At 69.8% G+C, this 19,693-nt stretch carries 16 protein-coding genes; all 16 read left to right on the top strand.

Annotation, left to right across the window (positions count from 1 at the left end; all coding sequences use genetic code 11):
• The first annotated feature begins 85 nt into the window (after positions 1 to 85).
• The 16 genes from CGL27_RS06040 to CGL27_RS05960 all read left to right on the top strand — a co-directional run bounded on the left by CGL27_RS06040 (position 86) and on the right by CGL27_RS05960 (position 19,624).
• The gene (locus CGL27_RS06040) at positions 86 to 658 is read left to right on the top strand and encodes a DUF6817 domain-containing protein (protein ID WP_078638827.1); all 573 of its coding nucleotides are present in this window, start codon (positions 86 to 88) and stop codon (positions 656 to 658) included.
• Positions 659 to 1,151: 493 nt separating this feature from the next.
• The gene (locus CGL27_RS06035; RefSeq protein ID WP_119985116.1) at positions 1,152 to 2,999 is read left to right on the top strand and encodes a phage tail sheath C-terminal domain-containing protein; all 1,848 of its coding nucleotides are present in this window, start codon (positions 1,152 to 1,154) and stop codon (positions 2,997 to 2,999) included.
• A 7-nt stretch (positions 3,000 to 3,006) separates the two neighbouring features.
• On the top strand, positions 3,007 to 3,531 hold the full coding sequence (locus CGL27_RS06030; protein WP_078638825.1) for a phage tail protein: 525 nt from the start codon (positions 3,007 to 3,009) through the stop codon (positions 3,529 to 3,531).
• Between the two features lie 85 nt (positions 3,532 to 3,616).
• Complete coding sequence (locus CGL27_RS06025) at positions 3,617 to 4,489, top strand: hypothetical protein (RefSeq protein ID WP_119985114.1); 873 nt, start codon at positions 3,617 to 3,619, stop codon at positions 4,487 to 4,489.
• Positions 4,482 to 5,225, top strand: coding sequence for a hypothetical protein (locus tag CGL27_RS06015; RefSeq protein ID WP_162952890.1), 744 nt, complete (start codon positions 4,482 to 4,484; stop codon positions 5,223 to 5,225). Before CGL27_RS06025 ends, CGL27_RS06015 begins: the two co-directional genes overlap by 8 nt.
• A 4-nt stretch (positions 5,226 to 5,229) precedes the next feature.
• Positions 5,230 to 6,162: a DUF4255 domain-containing protein gene (locus tag CGL27_RS06010; RefSeq protein ID WP_119985108.1), complete on the top strand. Its 933-nt coding sequence runs from the start codon at positions 5,230 to 5,232 to the stop codon at positions 6,160 to 6,162.
• Positions 6,163 to 6,170: 8 nt separating this feature from the next.
• Positions 6,171 to 8,510, top strand: a complete 2,340-nt coding sequence (locus tag CGL27_RS06005) for an ATP-binding protein (protein ID WP_119985106.1) — start codon at positions 6,171 to 6,173, stop codon at positions 8,508 to 8,510.
• Positions 8,501 to 8,794 carry a hypothetical protein gene (locus tag CGL27_RS06000; protein WP_078638820.1) on the top strand — a complete coding sequence of 98 codons (294 nt, stop codon included), beginning with the start codon at positions 8,501 to 8,503 and terminating at the stop codon, positions 8,792 to 8,794. Before CGL27_RS06005 ends, CGL27_RS06000 begins: the two co-directional genes overlap by 10 nt.
• Positions 8,791 to 15,375: a DUF4157 domain-containing protein gene (locus CGL27_RS05995; protein ID WP_240450370.1), complete on the top strand. Its 6,585-nt coding sequence runs from the start codon at positions 8,791 to 8,793 to the stop codon at positions 15,373 to 15,375. Before CGL27_RS06000 ends, CGL27_RS05995 begins: the two co-directional genes overlap by 4 nt.
• 14 nt (positions 15,376 to 15,389) lie before the next feature.
• On the top strand, positions 15,390 to 16,097 hold the full coding sequence (locus tag CGL27_RS49840; RefSeq protein ID WP_162952889.1) for a hypothetical protein: 708 nt from the start codon (positions 15,390 to 15,392) through the stop codon (positions 16,095 to 16,097).
• Positions 16,094 to 16,780 (top strand): hypothetical protein, encoded by a 687-nt coding sequence (locus CGL27_RS05985; protein ID WP_119985102.1) that lies wholly within the window; start codon positions 16,094 to 16,096, stop codon positions 16,778 to 16,780. Before CGL27_RS49840 ends, CGL27_RS05985 begins: the two co-directional genes overlap by 4 nt.
• Positions 16,781 to 16,783: 3 nt before the next feature.
• Entirely contained in the window at positions 16,784 to 17,152 is a 369-nt protein-coding gene (locus CGL27_RS05980) for a hypothetical protein (RefSeq protein ID WP_119985100.1), read from the top strand.
• Complete coding sequence (locus CGL27_RS05975) at positions 17,145 to 18,284, top strand: hypothetical protein (RefSeq protein ID WP_119994266.1); 1,140 nt, start codon at positions 17,145 to 17,147, stop codon at positions 18,282 to 18,284. Before CGL27_RS05980 ends, CGL27_RS05975 begins: the two co-directional genes overlap by 8 nt.
• A 30-nt stretch (positions 18,285 to 18,314) precedes the next feature.
• Positions 18,315 to 18,848 (top strand): phage baseplate assembly protein V, encoded by a 534-nt coding sequence (locus CGL27_RS05970; RefSeq protein WP_119985098.1) that lies wholly within the window; start codon positions 18,315 to 18,317, stop codon positions 18,846 to 18,848.
• Between the two features lie 36 nt (positions 18,849 to 18,884).
• Positions 18,885 to 19,229, top strand: coding sequence for a hypothetical protein (locus CGL27_RS05965; RefSeq protein ID WP_078638815.1), 345 nt, complete (start codon positions 18,885 to 18,887; stop codon positions 19,227 to 19,229).
• Positions 19,226 to 19,624 carry a GPW/gp25 family protein gene (locus tag CGL27_RS05960; RefSeq protein WP_119985096.1) on the top strand — a complete coding sequence of 133 codons (399 nt, stop codon included), beginning with the start codon at positions 19,226 to 19,228 and terminating at the stop codon, positions 19,622 to 19,624. Before CGL27_RS05965 ends, CGL27_RS05960 begins: the two co-directional genes overlap by 4 nt.
• Positions 19,625 to 19,693: the final 69 nt, after the last annotated feature.

The following is a 19,693-nucleotide window of genomic DNA, read 5'->3' as shown; positions in this document are numbered from 1 at the left end:
CCCGTACGGCGCTCGCACGAGGATCCGGACCGGGTGCCGGTGCGGTACGGGTGCCGACCTGCCCAGCACCGAAAGGACCCGACCTGTGCCTGCTGCTCCCCCACCTGCCGCCGCCGACCGGGCCGTCACACTTCTGCGCCGCCTGGGCGCCGCGCGCATCGCCCACCCCGGCGGCACCCTCCTCGCCCACCTCCAGCGCGTACGGGCCCGGCTCGCCGCCTGGGGAGCCCGTCCGGAACTCCAACTCGCCGGGCTGTGCCACGCGTTCTACGGAACCGACGGCTTTCCCGTCACCCTGCTGCCACTCGGGCGTCGCGGCGAACTCGTGGCGGTGATCGGCGCGGAAGCCGAAGCCATCGTGTACCTCTACGCGAGCTGCGACCGTAAGGCCACGTGTCGGGCGCTCGGGGACGCCGACGTGGTCTTCCACGACCGTTTCACCGGCCGTACGCACACCCCGGAACCCCGGCTGCTCCGGGACTTCGCCGAGCTGTCGGCCGCCAATGAACTCGACCTCGCCCGCCGGGACCCCGCCCTCCGGGAGCGGTGTGGCCCCGAACTCCTGGCCCTGTTCACCCACTTCCGCCCGCTGCTCAGCCGGCCGGCCTGGCTGGACGGGCGCGCGGTCCTCGCGCCGTCGCCCCTCGCCCGCGACTGAGGACCTCGCGCACGGCCGAGAGCCTCGCGCACGACTGACGCCCTGGTCACCAGGCGTGCGGCCCGCGGGCGCGGGTGTGATAACGCCCGGAGCGGGGGACCGCAAAACGGCGCGCCGCACCGTTCACCTTTTCGGCTCGTTCTCGTCGTCCGCGCGCTCCGGACGGAATTTCGTGATCACGAATTGCCGGGAGCGTTCGCGCACGGTAATGGCTTGGTCAACTTTGTGGAGGCCACAAAACGATCTAGTAATTCACCGTGAAAGAGATGACCGGATCAATGCCTTGACCGGAATCATGCTCGGCGCGGAGACTCAAAGCGCACTCACGCATCAGGAGCCGCAAGCGACGTTCCGATTCCTGCGATACCGGTTTCGCGGGGGCGTGCGACCGGGGGAAGTGTACGGAGATAGTGTGTACACGGCGGGAAATCCGTGCGTGTGATCTTCACTTCCCCTCCTCATCTCTTGATGCGCTGAAGAGAATGGAGGGGGAATGCCGACGCCCGCGGGCTATCCCGGTGTCTACATCGAAGAGCTTCCCAGCAGTGTCCGTACCATCGCCTCGGTCACCACCTCGGTGACCGCGTTCGTGGGCCACACCCGGCGGGGCCCGCTGAACACCCCGGTGCGCATCACCAGTTTCGCCGACTTCGAGCGCCGCTTCGGGGGGCTGACCTCGCAGAGCGCGGTCGGCTACGCGGTGCACCAGTTCTTCGGCAACGGCGGCGCCGTGGCGGTCGTCGTCCGCGTGACCAAGGCCGGCACCGGCAAGGCCGCCTGCGTCACCCTCGACTCCACCGAGGGCCACAGCGAATGCCCCGTGCTGGAGGTGCACGCCAAGGAGCCCGGCCACTGGGGCTCGGGCCTGCGGCTGGCCGTCGACTACGACACGCCGTGCCCGGAGGAGACCTTCAACCTCCATGTGCTCGACGCCCGGGGCACCTCCCGGGAGTCCTTCACCAACCTGTCCATGGACCCCGCCCACGGCCGCCACGCCGAGACCGTGATCAACGCCGGGTCGGCGCTGATCCGGGTCAAGGCCGTCGGCGAGGGCCGGCCGGACCCCTCCGGCACGGTCTCCAAGCCGTTCGCGGGCGAACTCCCCGATCTGGGCGTCGAGCTGACGGTCAAGATCGGCGAGGTGGAGCGGTCGTTCACGCTGTACGACCCGGACTGCGACGGCGAGGCTCCGTGCGACGTCACCGAGCTGGCCCTGCTCCTGGAGCGCAAGCTGCGCGCACTGCCCGACGCGCCCGGCAAACACGCCTTCGCGGGCACCGAGGTCACCGCGTTCGGCCGCCGCCTCCAGGTCGTCGCCGGCTCCATCGACCCCGACGACGTGGTGCGCTTCCTGGGCGAATGCGCCAATGACCTCGGCCTGGAGGCATCGGTCAACCCGCCCGTCTTCCCGCTGTCCGGCGGCGAGGACGGCGCCCCGCCCGGCCCCCGCGACCTCATCGGCAGCGAGGCGGACAAGACCGGCCTGCAGGCGCTGCGCGACATCGAGGACGTCAATCTGCTGTCGCTGCCCGAGCTCGCCGGGTACGAGTCCGTCGGCGACATGGTCACCGTGCTGTCGGCGGCCGACCGGCTGTGCCGGGAGCGGCGGATCTTCCTGCTCGTCGACGCGCCCTCCGCCTGGGGCAGCGTGGACGCGGCCCGCGCCGGGATCGGCGCCTTCGAGCCGGTCCGCAGCGACCACGCCGCGCTGTACTTCCCGCAGTTGCGGCTCACCGACCCGCTCACCGGGCGGCTGCGCGCCTTCCCGCCCTCCGGAGCACTCGCGGGCGTCATCGCCCGTACGGACGGCGAGCGCGGCGTGTGGAAGGCACCGGCCGGGACCGAGGCGCGGCTGGCCGGGGTGTACTCGCTCGGCGTCCAGCTCACCGACCGCGAGAACGGACTGCTCAACCCGCTGGGCATCAACTGCCTGCGCACCTTCCCGGTGGTGGGCCCGCTGGTCTGGGGCGCCCGTACGCTGCGGGGCGCCGACGCGCTCGACAGCGAATGGAAGTACGTCCCGGTACGGCGGCTGGCGCTGCATATCGAGGAGAGCCTGCGGCGCGGACTGCAATGGGTCGTTTTCGAACCCAATACCGAGCAGTTGTGGCAGCAGATCCGGCTGAACGCCTCCGGCTATCTGCACACGCTGTTCGAGAAGGGCGCGTTCAAGGGCGGCACTCCGCGTCAGGCGTACTTCGTCAAGTGTGACAAGGACACGACGACGGACGAGGACATCGCCAACGGCATCGTGAATGTCGTGGTCGGTATTGCGCCGGTCAAGCCCGCGGAGTTCGTGATCGTCAAGATCCAGCAGATGGCCGGACAGTTCGAGATTTAGGAATGTGATGGCTGAGTTCCAGGTCAACGCCCATCGCTTCGACCCGTACAAGAACTTTAAGTTTCTGGTCCTCTGGGACGGTCGTACGGTCGCGGGCATCAGCAAAATCAGTCCGCTCAAGCGCACCACCGAGGTTGTCAAGCACCGCAACGGCGGCGACCCCAGCTCGCCCCGCAAGTCCCCGGGCCGGTCCGAGTTCGAGGGGATCACCCTGGAGCGCGGCGTCACCCACGACCCCGAGTTCGACCGCTGGGCCAACAAGGTCTGGCAGGTCGGCGCGGGGCTCGGCGCCGAGGTCTCGCTCGCCGACTTCCGCAAGGACCTCGTCATCCAGGTCCTCAACGAGGCGGGCCAGGTCGCCGTCTCGCACAAGCTCTACCGGACCTGGCCGAGCGAGTACCAGGTGCTCGGCGAGCTGGACGCCAACGCCAACGCGGTCGCGATCCAGAGCCTGAAGCTGGAGTGCGAGGGCTGGGAGCGGGACTACGAGGTGCCGGAGCCGGAAGAGCCCTCGTTCACCCACCCCGCGTAGGCGCGGGACGCGGGACGGGGGACGGCGACGGTTACGGCTACGGCGTGGCGACGGTCACGGGTACGGGAAGCGGACGGCCTGAGACATGGGGAACACGGGGCCCGCGGAGCTGCTGGCCATCTGGGAGGCGGGGCTGGCGCACCACGGCCCCGGCCGCGCCCTGCTGCTGCACCGGGCGGCCCGCCCGGAGTCCGCCGCGGACGAACTGCGGTCGCTGCCGGTGGGCGAGCGCGAGGCGGACCTGTACGCCCTGCGGCGCGCGCTCTTCGGCGAGCGGATGCAGATCCGGGCCGAGTGCGGTGCGTGCGGCGAGGCCATGGAGTTCGACCTCGACGCCCGCGACCTGGGGGTGCGCCCGCGGGAGCGGGACGGGCCGCTCCGGGTGGAAGAGGGCGAGTGGACGGTCGAGTTCCGGCTGCCCACCGTCGCCGACCTCGAAGCGGCCGCGCGTGCGGTGGCCGGAGCGGGCGGTCGTGCGACGGGCGACTGGGGCGGGCCCGGGGACGGACTCCTGGGTGCGGACATGGGCGGGGGCGGGCCCGTGGACGCGGACGGCGGCGAGGCGGCCGAGGCGTCCACGGCCGCGGTCCGCGCCCGGCGGGCCCTGCTCGCCCGTTGTCTGGTCTCCGCACACCGTGCGGGGCAGCCCGTCCCGGCCGACCGCCTCCCGATGGCCGAACTGCCCGAGCCGGTGCAGCGGAAGCTCGCCGAGGCCGCCGAACACGCCGACCCGGCGGCCGACGTGACGCTCAACGTCGCCTGCCCCGAATGCGGTGAGGCCACCCGGGCCGAGCTGGATATCGCCTCCTACCTGTGGGCCGAACTCGACCACTGGGCACGGGACCTGCTCCTCGATGTCCACCTGCTCGCCACCGCATACGGCTGGAGCGAGCCTCAGATCCTGGCGCTCAGCCCGCTGCGGCGCCGTTACTACCTGGAGCTGTGCGCAGATGGCTGACTTCTTCGACCGGCTGCTCGCGCGGCACGCCCCCGTGCCCGCGCCCGGGCCGGCGGCGGGCGGCGGCGCCGGGGACAGCCCGGTCCGGGCCCGGCCGCGGCTGCCCGGCCCGTACGAGCGGATCGAGGCGCTGGGCGGAGAACAGCCGCTGCCGGAGGAGCCCGCACCCGCTCGGGTGGCCCCGCCACCCGGAGCCGACCGCCACCAGGAGGTGGTCCGGTACGAGCGCGAGGTCAGGACCGACCGGCACACCGTCGTCCGCGCCGAGCGCACACCGTACGAGGACGTGGAGCGGTACGCCGAACCCCCGGCCCCGGCACCGCTGTTGCTCCCCAGCACCCAGATCACCGTCAGGCCGCAACCGGCCGCCCCCGACACCCCGGCCACCCGGCGGGGCGACACGGCGTCCCCGGCGCCCGACGCCGCACCGGCCGCCGCCGGGCCCCGGCCCGGCCCGCCGTCCGGAGGCGGGTGGCCCGCGGTGGCCGCCGCGCCACTGCCGCCCCGCGCGGCCGACGCCGCCATGAGCCGGGATGCCGCGCGGCTCCCCGCCGGGCGGCGCCGCGGCCGAACCGCCCAGCGCACGGTGCATGTCCAGATCGGGCGGCTGGAGGTCACCGCCGCCGCCCCGCCCGGCGCCGACCGCGCCGCTGCCGCCCGCCCAGGACCGACGGGACGGCGCGCACCCGCGCTGAGCCTGGACGACTACCTGGCACGCGGCGAGAGGAGGGACTGACACCATGAGCAACGGACTCGCGTTCGCCACCGTCACCCAGGCCCTCGCGCTGCTGATCGCGAACAATCTGCGGCCCGAGATCGATATCGCGGTCACGGTGGACACCCGTAGGCCCCCGACGGAGCCGCCCACCGAACCGACCATCAACATCTTCCTCTACCAGGTCACCCCGAACGCCTCCATGCGCGCCACCGACCTGCCCACCCGGGCCTCGGACGGCACGCTGCTCAAGCGACCGGCCGCGGCGATGGATCTGCACTACCTGATCAGCGCGTACGGGGAGGAGTCCGAGCTGGTCGGGCAGCGCCTGATCGGCAGTGTGGTGCGCACCCTGCACGAGATACCGATGCTGCCGAAGGACGTGATCGAGGAGGCCGCCCGGCGCCCGTATCTGGCGGGCAGCGACCTGGCCGAGTCGCTGCAGCGGGTGCGCTTCACACCGACGCAGATGGACGTGGACGAGACCTCCAAGCTCTGGGGGATGCTCTACCAGACCCCGTATGTGCTGTCGGTCTGCTACCAGGGCTCGTTGGTCCTGATCGAGGGGCGCGAGCAGCCGGTCCCGGCGAAGCCGGTGGAACGGCCCACGGTGCGGGTGCTGCCCTTCGGCGCGCCGGGAGCGCCGGAGCCACCCACCTTGCCGGGGGCCGATCCGGAGCGGCCCGAGGAACCCGCCCGGGCGGAGGCGGCGACGGAGAACGAGACGGCGGCACCCGCCAAGCCCACCAAGAAGCGTTCCGCCGCCGCGAAGACGGCCGCTGCCAAGACACCCGCCGCCAAAACCGCTGCCGCCAAGACCGCCAAGGCCGCCGCCACCAAGTCCGCCGCGGCCAACACCACCAAGACCGCTGCCGCCAAGTCTTCCGCCTCGCCCGCCCGTACGCGCAAGGCCACGCCCCGGCGCCACGGCGGGCGCTCCGAGGACACGGAGAGCTGAGGCACGCGATGGGGGAGAAGGGGGTGGACGACAGCATGGGTACGCGGAACGGCCGCGCATCGGCGACCGCCGATGCCGTCGCGGGTGGGGACGCCATCGTGGACGGGGACTCTGTCGCGGGTGAAGACTCCAGCACGCGCGGGGGCGCCATCGCGGGTGGGGACTCCGGCGCGGCCGAGGACGGTCAGGCCCTGGCCGCCGCCGTTCAGGCCGTGCTGGCCCGCGTCGACGCCCACGCCCGCCGCCCCACCTCCAACGGCTCCCGGCCCGGCGCCGCCCGTTCCGGCGGCACCGCACCCCGCGATGCCACCACCGACGAGCCCACCACCCCCGCCGACGACGGCCATACGCCTCAACGGACCAGGTCCCGGACGACGACCGCCGGGCCCGCACCCCACAGCTCCCGTTCCGACGGGCACCGTACGCACAGCCCCTCCGCGGCCTCGGACGACGCCCTCGCCACGGCTGCAAAGCCGCCCCCCACAGGAGCCCGCGAGCAGCACCCCGCCACCCACCCCGCCCCCACCCGGAAGGCGATATCCGGCCCCGCCACCCTCGACGCGCTCGTGGCCTGCTTCGGCCTCAGCACCTTCGAGCGCCAGCTCGTCCTGCTGGCGGCGGCGGCCGAACTGGACCCCACCGCCGCCGCGCGGTGCGCCGCCGCCAGCGGCGACCCGACGCGTACCTACCCCACCTTCTCGCTCGCCCTCGCCGCGCTCGACGAGCCGCACTGGAGCGCGCTCACCCCCGTGTCCCCGCTCCGCCGCTGGCGGTTGACGGAGCTCGACGACGAGACCCGGCTCACCACCTCCCGGCTGCGGATCGACGAGCGCATCCTGCACTTCCTGGCCGGATCGCCCTACCTCGACGCCCGGCTGCACGGGCTGCTGCGCCGTGCGCAGGCCCCGCGGACCCTGCCCGCCTCCTACGGCCGGGCGGCGGACCGGGTGGCAGCGGGCTGGAACGAGTCCCGCCCGGAGGCCCCGCTGCGCGTCGAACTCGTCGGCGGCGACCTCACCACCCGTACCGACATCGCCGCCACGGCCGCCCGCCGCACCGGACTCGCCCTGTACGTCATGGCCTCGGACGACGTCCCCACCGACGCGGCCGAGCGCGACCGCCTCGCCCGCCTCTGGCAGCGCGAGGCCGTCCTGCTGCCCGCCGCGCTCCTGCTGGAGGTCGGCGAGATGGACCGGGAACAGACTGCCGCCACCGACGCGTTCATCGACGCCGCCGCCGTGCCCCTCGTCGTCTCCAGCCCGGACCCGCGCCCGACCGGCCGCCCGCGCGGCGAGCGCGTCACCGTGCCCGGGCTGGACGACACCGAACAACTCGCCCTCTGGGCGGACGCCTTCGCCGACATCCCGCGGATCCAGGAGGGCCATCTGCGGTCGCTGGTCGCCCAGTTCCAGCTGCCGCCCCATGTCATCCGCTCCGCGGCCGCCGCCGTACGCCGTGACCTCCCCGACGCGGACACCGACGCACTCGACCCCACCGAACTGGCCTGGCGCGCCGGGCTCATCGAGGCGCGCATCGGCCTGGACGAGCTGGGCCGGCGGATCGAACCCGAGGCCGCCTGGGACGATCTGGTGCTCGCCGACCACCAGTCGCGGATCCTGCGCGAGGTCGTCGCCCATGTGCGGCAGCGCGCCACTGTCCACCAGGAGTGGGGCTTCGCCGCGACACTCCGCCGCGGCCTCGGCGTCACCGCCCTCTTCGCGGGCGGCTCCGGCACCGGCAAGACCCTCGCCGCCGAGGTGATGGCCAAGGAGCTGGGCCTGGATCTCTTCATCATCGACCTCTCCCAGGTGGTCAGCAAATACATCGGCGAGACCGAGAAGAACCTGCGCAGGGTCTTCGACGCCGCCGAGCGCGGTGGCGCACTGCTCCTCTTCGACGAGGCGGACGCGCTGTTCGGCAAGCGCAGCGAGGTCAAGGACAGCCACGACCGGTACGCCAACCTGGAGGTCAGCTATCTGCTGATGCGCATGGAGGCGTACCGGGGCCTGGCCATCCTCACCACCAACATGAAGAAGGCCCTCGACCCGGCCTTCATGCGCCGGATCCGCTTCGTCGTCGATTTCCCCTTCCCCGGTGAGAGCGAGCGCGCCGAGATCTGGCGCCGGGTGCTCCCCGCCCAGGCGCCGATGAAGGACATCGATCCCCAGCGCCTCGCTCAACTCACCGTGGCGGGCGGCTCGATCCGCAACATCGCGCTCTCGGGCGCCTTCCTGGCCGCCGAGGAGGGCGATCGCCTTCAGATGCGCCACATGCTGGCGGCGGCGCGCACCGAGTACCAGAAGCTGGACCGTTCGCTCACGCCCTCGGAGGTCCACGGATGGGTCTGAACGATGAACCGCGTGCGGTCCGTGTGGACATCGGCGAGCTGGCGCTGTCCGGCTTCGGTGCCGGGATCGACCCGGACCGGGTCTCGGCGGCGTTCCAGACGGAGCTGGCCCGGCTGGTGCGGGAGCGCGGCGTACCGCTGGCGGCGGCCGGGGACGGCACGGCGATCGAGGCCCTGTCCGACCTGCCCCCGCTCCCCGCCACCACCTCTCCCGCCCGGCTGGGCGAGGCCCTGGCCCGGGCCGTGCACGCGGGCCTGTCCGGAAGGGGGCGGGAGGGGACATGAGCAACACACCATCCGCCGCCCAGGACGACCGCGCGTCCCAGTCCGCCAAGCGCCGCAAGCGCAAGGAGCGGACCGGCAAGGCCCGTGCGCCCGAGCCCAAGGACATCGTCAGCGGTGCGGGGCAGCCGCTCGACCCGAGCGTCCGGCGTGACCTCGAGGAACAGCTCGGCCACGACCTCGGCCAGGTCCGCCTGCACACCGACCGCGACGCCGGCCACCTCACCGAACTGCTGGGCGCGGACGCGGTGGCGGTCGGCCAGGACATCTTCTTCCGCGAGAACACCTACCGCCCCGGTACGGCGGAGGGCCGGCGTCTCCTCGCCCACGAACTGCTGCACACCGTCCAGAACCCCCACGGCCTCGGCACCCTGCGCGCGGGCCGCGACCTGGGCGCGGTGAGCCTCCCGCAGGACGCGATGGAGCGCGAGGCGGAGGGCAAGGCGCAGGAACTGGTCCGCGGTGGGCAACCGGAAGCGGGCGTGGCGCCGGAGAAGTCCACGACCCCGGGCTGGCTCCGCTACGCCACGGTCGACGCCGACCGCAACCGCATGGAGAAGCTCGACCCGGCGACGCTGGTCGACCGCCTCGCGGGCGGCGTGATCCGCTCCCTGCGCGGCGACCCCGAGGACCGCTCCAAGCGCACCCGTATGCAACTGGCACGGATGCCGGACGAGGTGCAGGACGCCGTCCTCGACCGCCTGGAGACCAGGCTGCTCAGCTCGGAGCACGAGCGGGTGCTCGACTTCGTCGACGAGATCGAGGCGGACGACGACCTGGAGCGGGAGTCGCCGGCCGCCCCGGACGTCGAGCCGGATCCGGTCGAGGAGCTGCTGCTCGAGCGCGAGACGGGGCGGCGGAGGGCGGAAGAGCGGCGCGAGGAGGAGCAGCGCCCCGCGCCCGCGCCGGGTCCGGAGAAGGACGAGCCCGCGGCGGAGGGCGCGCCGGGCAGTACGCCGCAGAACGGTGGGGGTGCGCCCGAGCAGGAGGGCCAGGGCGGGAGCGAGGGGCAGCGGCCGGGCGCCAACGGGGGGCGAGAGGGTGGAAGCCCTGCGTCGGGTGGGAAGTCCGGCGGTTCGGCCTCGGCGGCACCGGCCGCCGCGCCCCAGTCCCCGTCCCAGCAGCCGTCGTCGTCCTCTTCCTCGTCCTCGGGCGGGAAGTCCGAGGGCTCCGAGAAGGGCAAGGACGCCAAGGACGGCAAGGCAGGGGGCGAGGGGAAGGAAGGGCAGGACCAGCAGGGCGTCGCGACGTCGAGCAAGGAGGAGTCGGCGGCCAAGAACCGTCCGGGCGCGGCCGATGCGCTCGTGGCGGGCCAGCAGCTGAAACAGCAGGACAAGCGGGGCGCGGACAAACCCACGGGTTCGCCGACGGTGTCCGGCAAGGACACCCAGTCGCCCGGCGCGTTCTCCACGCTCGACGGCGTGCGTGCCCAGGATCTGGATGGCCCGGAGGAGCGGGCCGAGGAGGATCCGTTCGGCTCCGGCAGTGAGTCGGAGGTCGAGGTCGGGGGCGAGGAGAAGAGCGCCTGGGACATCAAGCTCCAGCCGGAGGACTTCCTGCCGGAGCAGGACCTCGATGTGTCCGGTGTACCGACCGCGGACACGCTCGACCCCTCCTCGTCCGCCACCCCTCCCGCCCCGTCGTTCCCCGCCCCACCGGTGACCAAGGCCGACAAGGTGCAGGCCGAACGGGACGCGGAGGACGCCGAGGACGAGGCGGCGGACGCCGAACCCGATGAGGACACCGCGGACTCGGCCGCCGACACCGAGCCGTCGGCGGAGGCGGACGAAGGCGCTCCCGGAGCCGGTGGGCTCGGCGGCCTCGACGTGGAACAGGCCACCGAGAGTCGGCCGGGACCGGGCGCGACGCGTGATCCTAAGAACGGCACCGACCCGAAGGAGGGGCCCGTCGTCGCCCAGACGACGGTGCAGGAGGCCGCGGGCAAGTCCGAGGGCGGCAGCGACGTCCAGGAACAGGCCGCCAAGGAGGAGAAGGGCACTCCTGCGGCGGGCGACAAGTCGGGCGGTGCGCCGGAGAAGGCGTCCCAACAGGCCGCGGGGAGCCAGGCGGCGGCGCAGGAGCCCGCGGCCAAGGAGGAACAGAAGAAGGCGGACGCGGCTCCGGCGGGCAAGAGCGAACCCACGGCGGACGCCCAATCCCCTTCACCCGCGCGGGACACGCAGGTCACGGGCGGGTCTAACGCGGATACGCCCGGCGGGGCGAGCAGCGGGGCGCAGAGCGAGCAGAGCGCGCCGGCGGAGCGTACGGAGGCCCCGGCGGCGGAGGCTGCACCGCCCGCCCCGGAACCCAAGAAGACCGCCGAGCCTGCGGCCGCGCCCCCGAAGGAGACGCCCGCGCCCAAGGCCGCCTCCGGGGCAAAGGCCGCGGCGCCCAAGTCGGCACCGGCCGCCAAGACACCGCGCGGCGGCGGTGGCGGAGCCGGTGCTGGCGGTGGTGGTGGCGGTAAGGCGTCCGCCCCCGCCAAGGGCAAGAAGAAGGGCTCCGGCCCGGCCCCGAACCTCTCCCAGGTGTCCCCGGAAGCGGGCCTGTCCACCGCCTCGAAGCTCAAGCCCCATGTGGCGCTGCAGGCCATGACCGGCGTGAGCGGCTCGGTGGACCGTACCGTCGGCGACGAACACAAGTCGCTGGCCTCCGCCCCGCCGTCGATGCAGCGCCCGGCGGGCGCCCCGCAGACCCTCCAGGGCCAGCCGAACACCGACGCCCCGGCCCAGTACTCGCAGGATCCGGCCCAGAAGTCCGAGGCCCCGGAGAAGGAAGACGCCAAGGTCACGGGCGACAAGCCGCCCGAGGGCCAGATCGAGGCGGAGAAGGCTGAGGAGCCCGGCGGCTGGGACACCTTCAAGATGGCCCTGGGCTTCATCGGCGGCAAGATCGTGAATGGGATCGCGAGCGTCTTCGGCGCCGACAAACCCGTAGTGGACCCGCAGGAGCTGGCCGCGAAGTTCGCCGGCCTGCCGACCAAGGACGAAGCGCTCAAGAAGGCCCAGGCGGGCAACGCGCCGGGCGTGCAGATGCAGGGTGCCGCCGACCAGACGGCCGGTGAGCAGGGTTCCGCCGTCGACACCAAGGGCCAGGAGACCGTCAACACGGGCCGTGACGACGCCGGCCGTGGGATGGGCGAGGACCAGGTCTATCCGAACGCTCCCAAGGAGCAGATGGAGGCGAAGGTCCCCGGCCAGCAGGGCGGTGGAGGCGGCGGCGCGCCAGGGGGCGGCGCGTCGACGGGGGCCGTCCCTCCCGAAGCCGCGTCGGAAGTGGCCGAGCACGAACGCGGACCGCAGTTCCAGGCGGCGTTCACCGATGGCCAGAAGGGCATGTCCGAGGGGCGGCAGACCAAGGACCGCGACTTCCGGGACGGTCAGCAGAAGCACAAGCAGCAGGTCGACGCCGAGGTCGCGGGCAATACGAAGAGTCAGGCGAGCGAGCGCGAGAAGGCGATGACGGAGGTCACCGCCAAGCGCGCGGACTGGCGCACGGAGCAGGACAAGGAGCTCCAGTCCCTCGGCGACAAGAAGACCGAGCGCCACGAGAAGATCCGCAAGGACGTCAAGGACAAGGAAGAGCAGACCGACAAGGACGTCGACAAGGAGAAGGACGACAGCGACAAGAAGATCCAGGACAAGGGCGACCAGGCCGAACGGGACGCCGAGAAGAAGCGCGACGACAGCGCCCAGGAGTCGGGCAACTGGGTCTCCAAGGCCTTCGACTGGATCAAAGACAAAGTCATCGAGATCAAGAACGCGATCGTCCGCGTCATCAAGGAGGCGCGTGACGCGGTCGTTGGCTTCATCAAGAACTTCAAGGAGACCGTCGAGCGCTGGATCAACGATGCCCGCAAGGCGATCGTCGACGCGATCAAGAACTTCATCAACGACCTGATCGAGTTCGCCAAGGCGATGGTGCGGGCCGTCATCGACCTGGCCAAGCGCATCCGGAACTTCATCACGGGCCTGATCAACGCTGCGATCGCCCTCGTCAACAAGCTCGCCACGATGCTCAAGCAGGCCATCACCGATCTGCTGAACGCCCTCGGCAAGCTGCTCAGCAGCATCTTGGACGTCCTGAAGAAGATGCTGATGGACGTCGTCAAGGCCGTCGTGGACGCGGTCAAGGCGGTCCTGGACTTCGCGTCCAAGCTGCTGGGCGCGCTCGGCGACTTCATGCTCATCGCTGTCGACTTCCTCACCGACCCGGGCGGCTGGCTGAGCGGTGCGAAGAACTCGGCGGTGGACGGTGCGAAGAACCACCTGTTCCGTGAGGTCAAGTCGGCCGTCAAGGAGTGGTTCCAGTCCAAGATCCAGGAGATTATCGGCGTCCCCAAGGCCATCCTGGACAAGCTGTTCAAGGGCGGCTTCACGCTGGAGCAGATCGTCAAGGAGACGTGGGACGCGATCGTCCCCCAACTCCCGTTCATCATCGGCGAGATCGTCATCACTAAGGTCATCGCCAAGCTGATCCCGGGCGCGGGCTGGGTGATGGCCGTCATCGACGCGATCCGCACGGCCATCGGCTCGCTCGGGGCGATCCTACGCGCGATGGGCGCGGTCCTCGACTGGCTGAAGGTCGTCCGCATGGGCGGCGCGGGCATCCTCTTCGCGAAGGCGGTCGCGGCGGGCATCGTGGCGCTCCTCGAATTGGCCTACCAGGCGCTGCTGTCGGGGATCGGCAAGTACGTGGCGAAGGTGGGCCGGCGCTTCAAGAACATCGCCGCGAAGCTGGGCCAGGGGAAGGGTGGGAAGGACGGAGCGGGGGGCAAGGGCGGTGCGGACGGGGAGGGCTCGGACGGTCGGGGCGGCAAGCCGAAGCCCGACGAGAAGCCCGAACAACCGGCCTCACCGAAAACAACGACGCGCCCGACGCCAACGGTCACGAAGCCGAAACCGGGTGCCGAACCGACGCCCAAGAAGCCCACAACGCAATCGCACCCACAAACCAAACCCACCAGGCCGGACGCCCCCGGAAAACCCAAGCCCACACCTGATTCCAAGGCCCCTGCCCCCACGACGAAGGACAAGAACGGCAAGCCCAAGCCCGAGGAAGACCGCCCGGACACCCGCCCGACCCCGACGGTAAAGCCCAAGCCCAAGCCGGAACCCCCGGCCAAGCCGAAGCCCGAGCCGCAGACAAAGCCCAACCCCAAGGACGACAAAACCCCGGGCAGCCCCAAGGACGACAAGGGCTCCGAGGACAGGCCGAAGAACGACGACAAGCCCTCGACCAAGGATCCCAAGGACCAGGACCCCACCAAGCCCAAGCCGGACAAGGACGGCGACAAGCCCACCAGGCCGAAGGAAGACGACGGCAAGAAGCCCAAGCCGGACAAGGACGGCGACAAGCCAGGTACCCGAAAGCCCAAACCCGACAAGGACGGTCCTGGCAGGCGGCCGAACAAGAATGGCCCCAACAAGCGCAAGCCCCATCCCGACAAGAGCGGGCCGGGCAGGCCCAAGTCCAAGCCGGACAAGGACAGGCACAAGAAGGAAGAGGAGCAGTCCAAGGACAAGCGGCTAGACGAGATTGTCGGGAGAATTCGCCGAATCCTGAAGGATCGCCTTGAGCCGGGAATTCCGCGAGATTCTCACGCGCGACTACGTGATGCCCTTCGTCGGCACTACAGACTCACGGGTCTGATCACGGCGGGTAGTCCCGACCCCGAGATCACGGCCATATTGAACCCGAAGAAGCACGTGATCGACTACAGCGAGGAGGGCTTGAACGACTATCTGCACAAGCACAAGCTCCCGCGGCCCGACGCGAACAATTTCGCAGACGGAGTTGACCCCAAGGGTTTCAAACGGGACTTCATCAACCCGGGATGGGCGGAGATCAACGGAAAGCCGGCCCCAGGAACCGGGAAACGCCAGGGCATAGTGGGGTGGAGTCATATTGATGCGGCCAATCTCCAGGATTATAGGGGATCGTACTTCCAGTGGGACGCAATGCACCTGCTCCCCAGGGAACTCGGTGGGCCGCAGGAAGGGTCAAACTTCATACCCGCCTACAATCACATCAACAAGCCGTTCTATAGCGATTTCGAATCGACGCCGGCCAAGAAATTCGGGATACCCTTCGCTGGTACCGAGCATGTTCCCGGCTGGTACGAGGTGACCCTGACTTTGTACAAAGGTGCCGCGCCGGGGATGGGATACAACGATGACGTGTACCCCCGGGGATTCCCCGAGACCATGAGTGCCGAATGGGGTGTCTACAAGCGGAAAGAACGGGCTTCGGGAGAGGAGAGGGGCGACTGGACGGTTGACGAAAAAGACTCCAAGGCACTGCCCACGTTCGACCCTCCCCCCTCGGTCCGCAGACAGATACCGAACATCAACACATGTAGCAGGAAAGAAGTGGCCGGCCTGGGATGGCTTCCCTCGGAGTGGGTGGATGCAATCCTTTACGAGCGGGCACGGAGCGATTTCGGTGACATGGCAGATGTCGGCAAGAGACTCCGCGCCTATCGCGTTCCTGGGCAAGGTGCGGGACAAGGGCTCGCCGATCTGGATAAATACCTCGAAAGAATGACCAAGCATAACAAGAAGGGGCGCTTCACCTTCCAGTAGACAAGGTAGAGGAAATGAGTTACTCAAATGAGCTGGAGTCCAGCTACAGGGATTTGATCGGCCAGCTCACCCGAAACAGGAAGCTGAATGTCGCAAACGTGACTTACGGTGAGCCTTCGCTGTCCTTCAAGAATCTCCAAGATCTTTCTCACTTCAATTCCGATTGGGAAGAAGTTGAACTGGATGGACGGATGATCGATGAAGCCCTATCGCTTACCAGTGTGTCCGCTTACTGGGAATCATCGGACCCACTTCCGGGAATTTGTGGTGAATTCTACATGCCGTCACCGGTTGAAATCTTGGGCATGGGGCCGGACCCAGCCGCCGAAATGATGGAGGACTCGTTTCATCGAGAGTTTGTCTCGCAACTTCGCCCCTTCGATATGGCTCAGGTGTCGACCCCCCGCTACATGTCCAGTATTCGAATGACTCCGGTGAGGAAGTCGCTGGAGGTTTGGTTCCATGACCTTACGATCATGGAGACCCCGCCTTATCCGGTTGCATATACGAAACTCGACTTGGCGTTCGTTGAATACCAGGAAGCAGTGCTCCTGACCAAAGGGCTACGTGGCTGGCAGTATCTATTTGCGGACGTCTCGCTCGCCGACCCAGGAATGAGCGATATCGGGGAGACCCTCGAACAGGGTTTTGAGGTGCTCCCGGCTATTTTTCCCGACGATGATTTCTCCCCGTTGATTGAGCGCTTGGAGGCCCGCCTGTGACCCGCTACCCCGACATACCCAAGCCCATCCGCTCCGGAATCGTCCTCGTCGATCCCGACCGCGGCACCCCCCAACGCATCATCGTGCTGCAGTTCAACCCCGACACCCTAGAACGTTCCCTCTCCCCCCAATCCGCCGGAGACCAAGCCGACAGCGGCGGAGGTGGCAGCGGAAGCGGGGACAAGAACGAGGCGCTCCGCCTCAAGGGCCCCGCCCAGGAGACGTGGAAGTTCACGGCGGAGATCGACGCGACCGATCAGTTCGAGGTGGCCGCGCCCGACGGGATACACCCGCAGCTCGCGACGCTCGAAATGCTCGTGCAGCCGACCACCGCCAAATTGCGGGAGGCCATGCGGCTGTCCAAGAAGGGGACCATCGAGATCAGCCCGATCGAGATGCCGTTGACCCTCTTCACCTGGGGTAGCAAGCGCGTCATGCCGGTCCGCATCACCGAGCTGTCCATCAACGAATCGGCATTCGACGTCAACCTCAACCCCATTCGCGCATCCCTCAGCATCGGGCTGAAGGTGCTCACCGTGAGCGACCTGCCCGCCGGCCACCGCGGGGCCGAGCTCTATCTCGCGCATCTCGCGCAGAAGGAGCGGCTCGCCGCGGCGGCGCGTGGGGGAGCGCTCAGTGCGTTGGGGTTGAACAGCGGGGACATCGGGCTGGGGAGGGTCTAGCAGATGGCAGAGCCACAGCCGTACGAAAGCGCGCTCGACGCGATTCCGGGGGCGCACCCTTACCCCCGCTCCAGCCACTACCACGACGCCGAGGTCGGGATCCACACCCAACCCGACGGCACCGCCGTCCGGTACGTCAAGCGTCGGCTGCTGCCGCCCCTCGGCGAGGCGGACGAGGACACCGCCACCCACACCGTCAGCAGCGGCGAACGCCCCGACCACCTCGGTCAGCGCTACTTCGGCGACCCCGCCGCCTGGTGGCGGATCGCCGACGCCAACCCCGTCCTCGACCCCCGCGAGCTGACCGCCGAGCCGGGCGAGGAGATTGCGATCCCGGACGGGTTCCCGGGAGGGGGTGGGCGCTTTGGCTGATGAGCCCGTCGGGCAGGGGCCCATCCACCTCGAATTACGGATGGGGCCCAAGCTCACCCGCCCCGTGCCCCCCGAGGTCACCGAGGCGCTGCTGTCCGCGCAGATCACCACGACCGCGGGCGAACGCAGCGGCTTCCAGATGGCGTTCGACCTCACCAAAAGGGGCGCGATCATCGACCGGCTGCTCCCCGAGGGGTTCTTCGACCCCCGCACCCGCGTGATCGTCACGGCCGCCGTCAAGGGCACGCCGATCGTCCTCCTCGACGGCCTCATCGTGCGCCATGAAATAGGGGCCAGCAATCAGCCGGGGCAGACGACGCTCACCGTCACCGGCGAAGACCTCACCCTCCTCATGGACCTCGAAGAGCGGACCGACCGTTATCCCAACCTCCCGCCTTTCAAGCGCGTCAGCCGTGTCCTCTCGAAGTACACCGACTACGGGATCGAGGCCGACGTCATCGAGGAGAAGATCCTCCAGCCGCCCAACGCGCAACGCCGCGTCGACTACCAGACCGGCACCGACCTCCAGTACGTCACCGACCTCGCCCAGGCCAACGGCTACGTCTTCTACCTCATCCCCGGGCCCGTCCCCGGGGTCTCCACCGCCTACTGGGGACCCGAAAAGCGGATAGGGACACCCCAGCACGCCCTCAGCGTCAACATGGACGTCAACTCCACCGTCGATCAGCTGACGTTCGCCTACGACGGGACCGCACGCGAGGAGCCCCAGGCCCGCTGGCAGGACCCGGCCACCCGCACCTCCACCCTCCTCGCCCAGCCCGACATCAGCCCGCTCCGGCCGCCGCTGGGCAAACGAGCCACGCCTGCCCTCAAGCGCAAGACCCTCTCCGGTACCGCCAAGAAGGACCGGGCGCAGGCGGAGGCCGAAGCCCTGGCGCGGGCCGCCGTTTCCGCCGACGCCATCTCCGGTTCCGGCTCGCTCGACGTCAATCGGCACGGGTACATCCTCCAGCCGCGCCAGCTCGTCGGCGTCCGGGGCGCCGGACGCACATACGACGGCGACTACTACGTCAAGTCCGTCACCCACCATCTCCGGCCCGGCTCTTTCCAGCAGAACTTCACGCTCACCCGCGAAGGGCTGATCGCCCGGAGCGACACCGTTCGGCCCTAGGCCGCAGAAGACGACAGAGCAGGAGCCCCTATGGCGGCCACGCCCAACAACCGCTACCTCGGGAAATTCCGGGGCCGGGTGCGGGACAACCAGGACCCGCTCGGAATAGGCCGGATCACCGTCGAGGTGCCCGATGTCCTCGGCGATGAGCCGTCGACCTGGGCCATGCCCTGCTTTCCCTTCACGGGGGATCAGCTACGGCCCGCCGGGCAGTACGTCGTGCCGTCCGTCGGGGCCGGAGTGTGGGTGGAGTTCGAGCAGGGGGATCCCAGCTTCCCCATCTGGACGGGGTGCTGGTTCGGGGCCAGGGAGCAGCTCCCGGAAGACGCGCGGACCGATCCGGCGACCGCGCACCCCGTGGTGATCCAGACACCGGGGAAGCACAAGATCGTGATGTCCGACGTTCCGGCCGAAGGCATTTTGCTGCAGGCGCCCGGCGGCGCGTTCGTAAAGATCGACGCGACCGGAGTGCATATGGACAACGGCCAGGGGGCGTCGGTTTCCCTGGTGGGGGATCAAGTCGATCTGAACGAGGGCCGGTTGACCGTGCCCAAGAAGCGATAACCAGCCAGAGCACGAGAACGGGGAGGGACAAGGGACGTGTCCGGGAATTCCGGCAATCTCGTCAGCCATACCGCCGTGATCAGTTGCCCGCACGGCGGACGCGTACGGGCGGCATCCGTTCCGTCGTCCGGTGTGCGGCTCGACGGGCAGCCCATGCCATCCGCCGACGACGTCTTCACGGTCGTCGGCTGCCCGCACACCGTCGACCGTGTCCCGCTGCCGTGCACCACCGTCCGGTGGCTTCCGGACCGCGACGCGGTGCTGATCGACGGCGTGCCCGTACTGCTCGACACCTCCTCGGCACAGTGCTTCAGCGCGGGGCTCGTGCCGCAGGGGCCACCCGTCGTCTCCGCCGCGCGGCAAGGGGTGAGGTGCGGATGAGGACACGGACCGGCAGGACCCGCACGGTACGGACCGACATCGCCTTCCCATTCCGGATCGACCGGCGCGGACGCACCGCGCACGCGGACCACGACGACCACATACGCGATCTGATCGAGCAGCTGCTCTTCACCAGCCCCGGCGAGCGTGTCATGCGGCCCGACTTCGGATGCGGCCTCCTCGACCTCGTCTTCACGCCCAACAGCCCCGAACTGGCCTCCGCCGTCGAGCTGTCCGTCCAGGCGTCGCTGCAGCGCTGGCTCGGCGAGCTGATCGAGGTGGAGTCCCTGGACGTGGTCAGCGAGGAGAACGTCGTGCGTGTCCATCTGCGGTATGTGGTGCGCGCCACCGCCAGTCTGCGCGACGAGGTGTTCGAGGGGAGGGGGTCCGCATGAGCGTGTCTTGGCGCGCTGCGCGGGCCGGACTGAGGAGCCGCGCAGTGACGAAGGGGCGACCAGTGACGA

The organism is Streptomyces sp. 11-1-2 (genome assembly GCF_003595545.1).
In the GTDB taxonomy this organism is placed as follows: Bacteria; Actinomycetota; Actinomycetes; order Streptomycetales; family Streptomycetaceae; genus Streptomyces; species Streptomyces hygroscopicus_B.
Note: the sequence above shows the minus strand (reverse complement) of the source record. Positions and strands in the feature narration are given on the sequence as shown.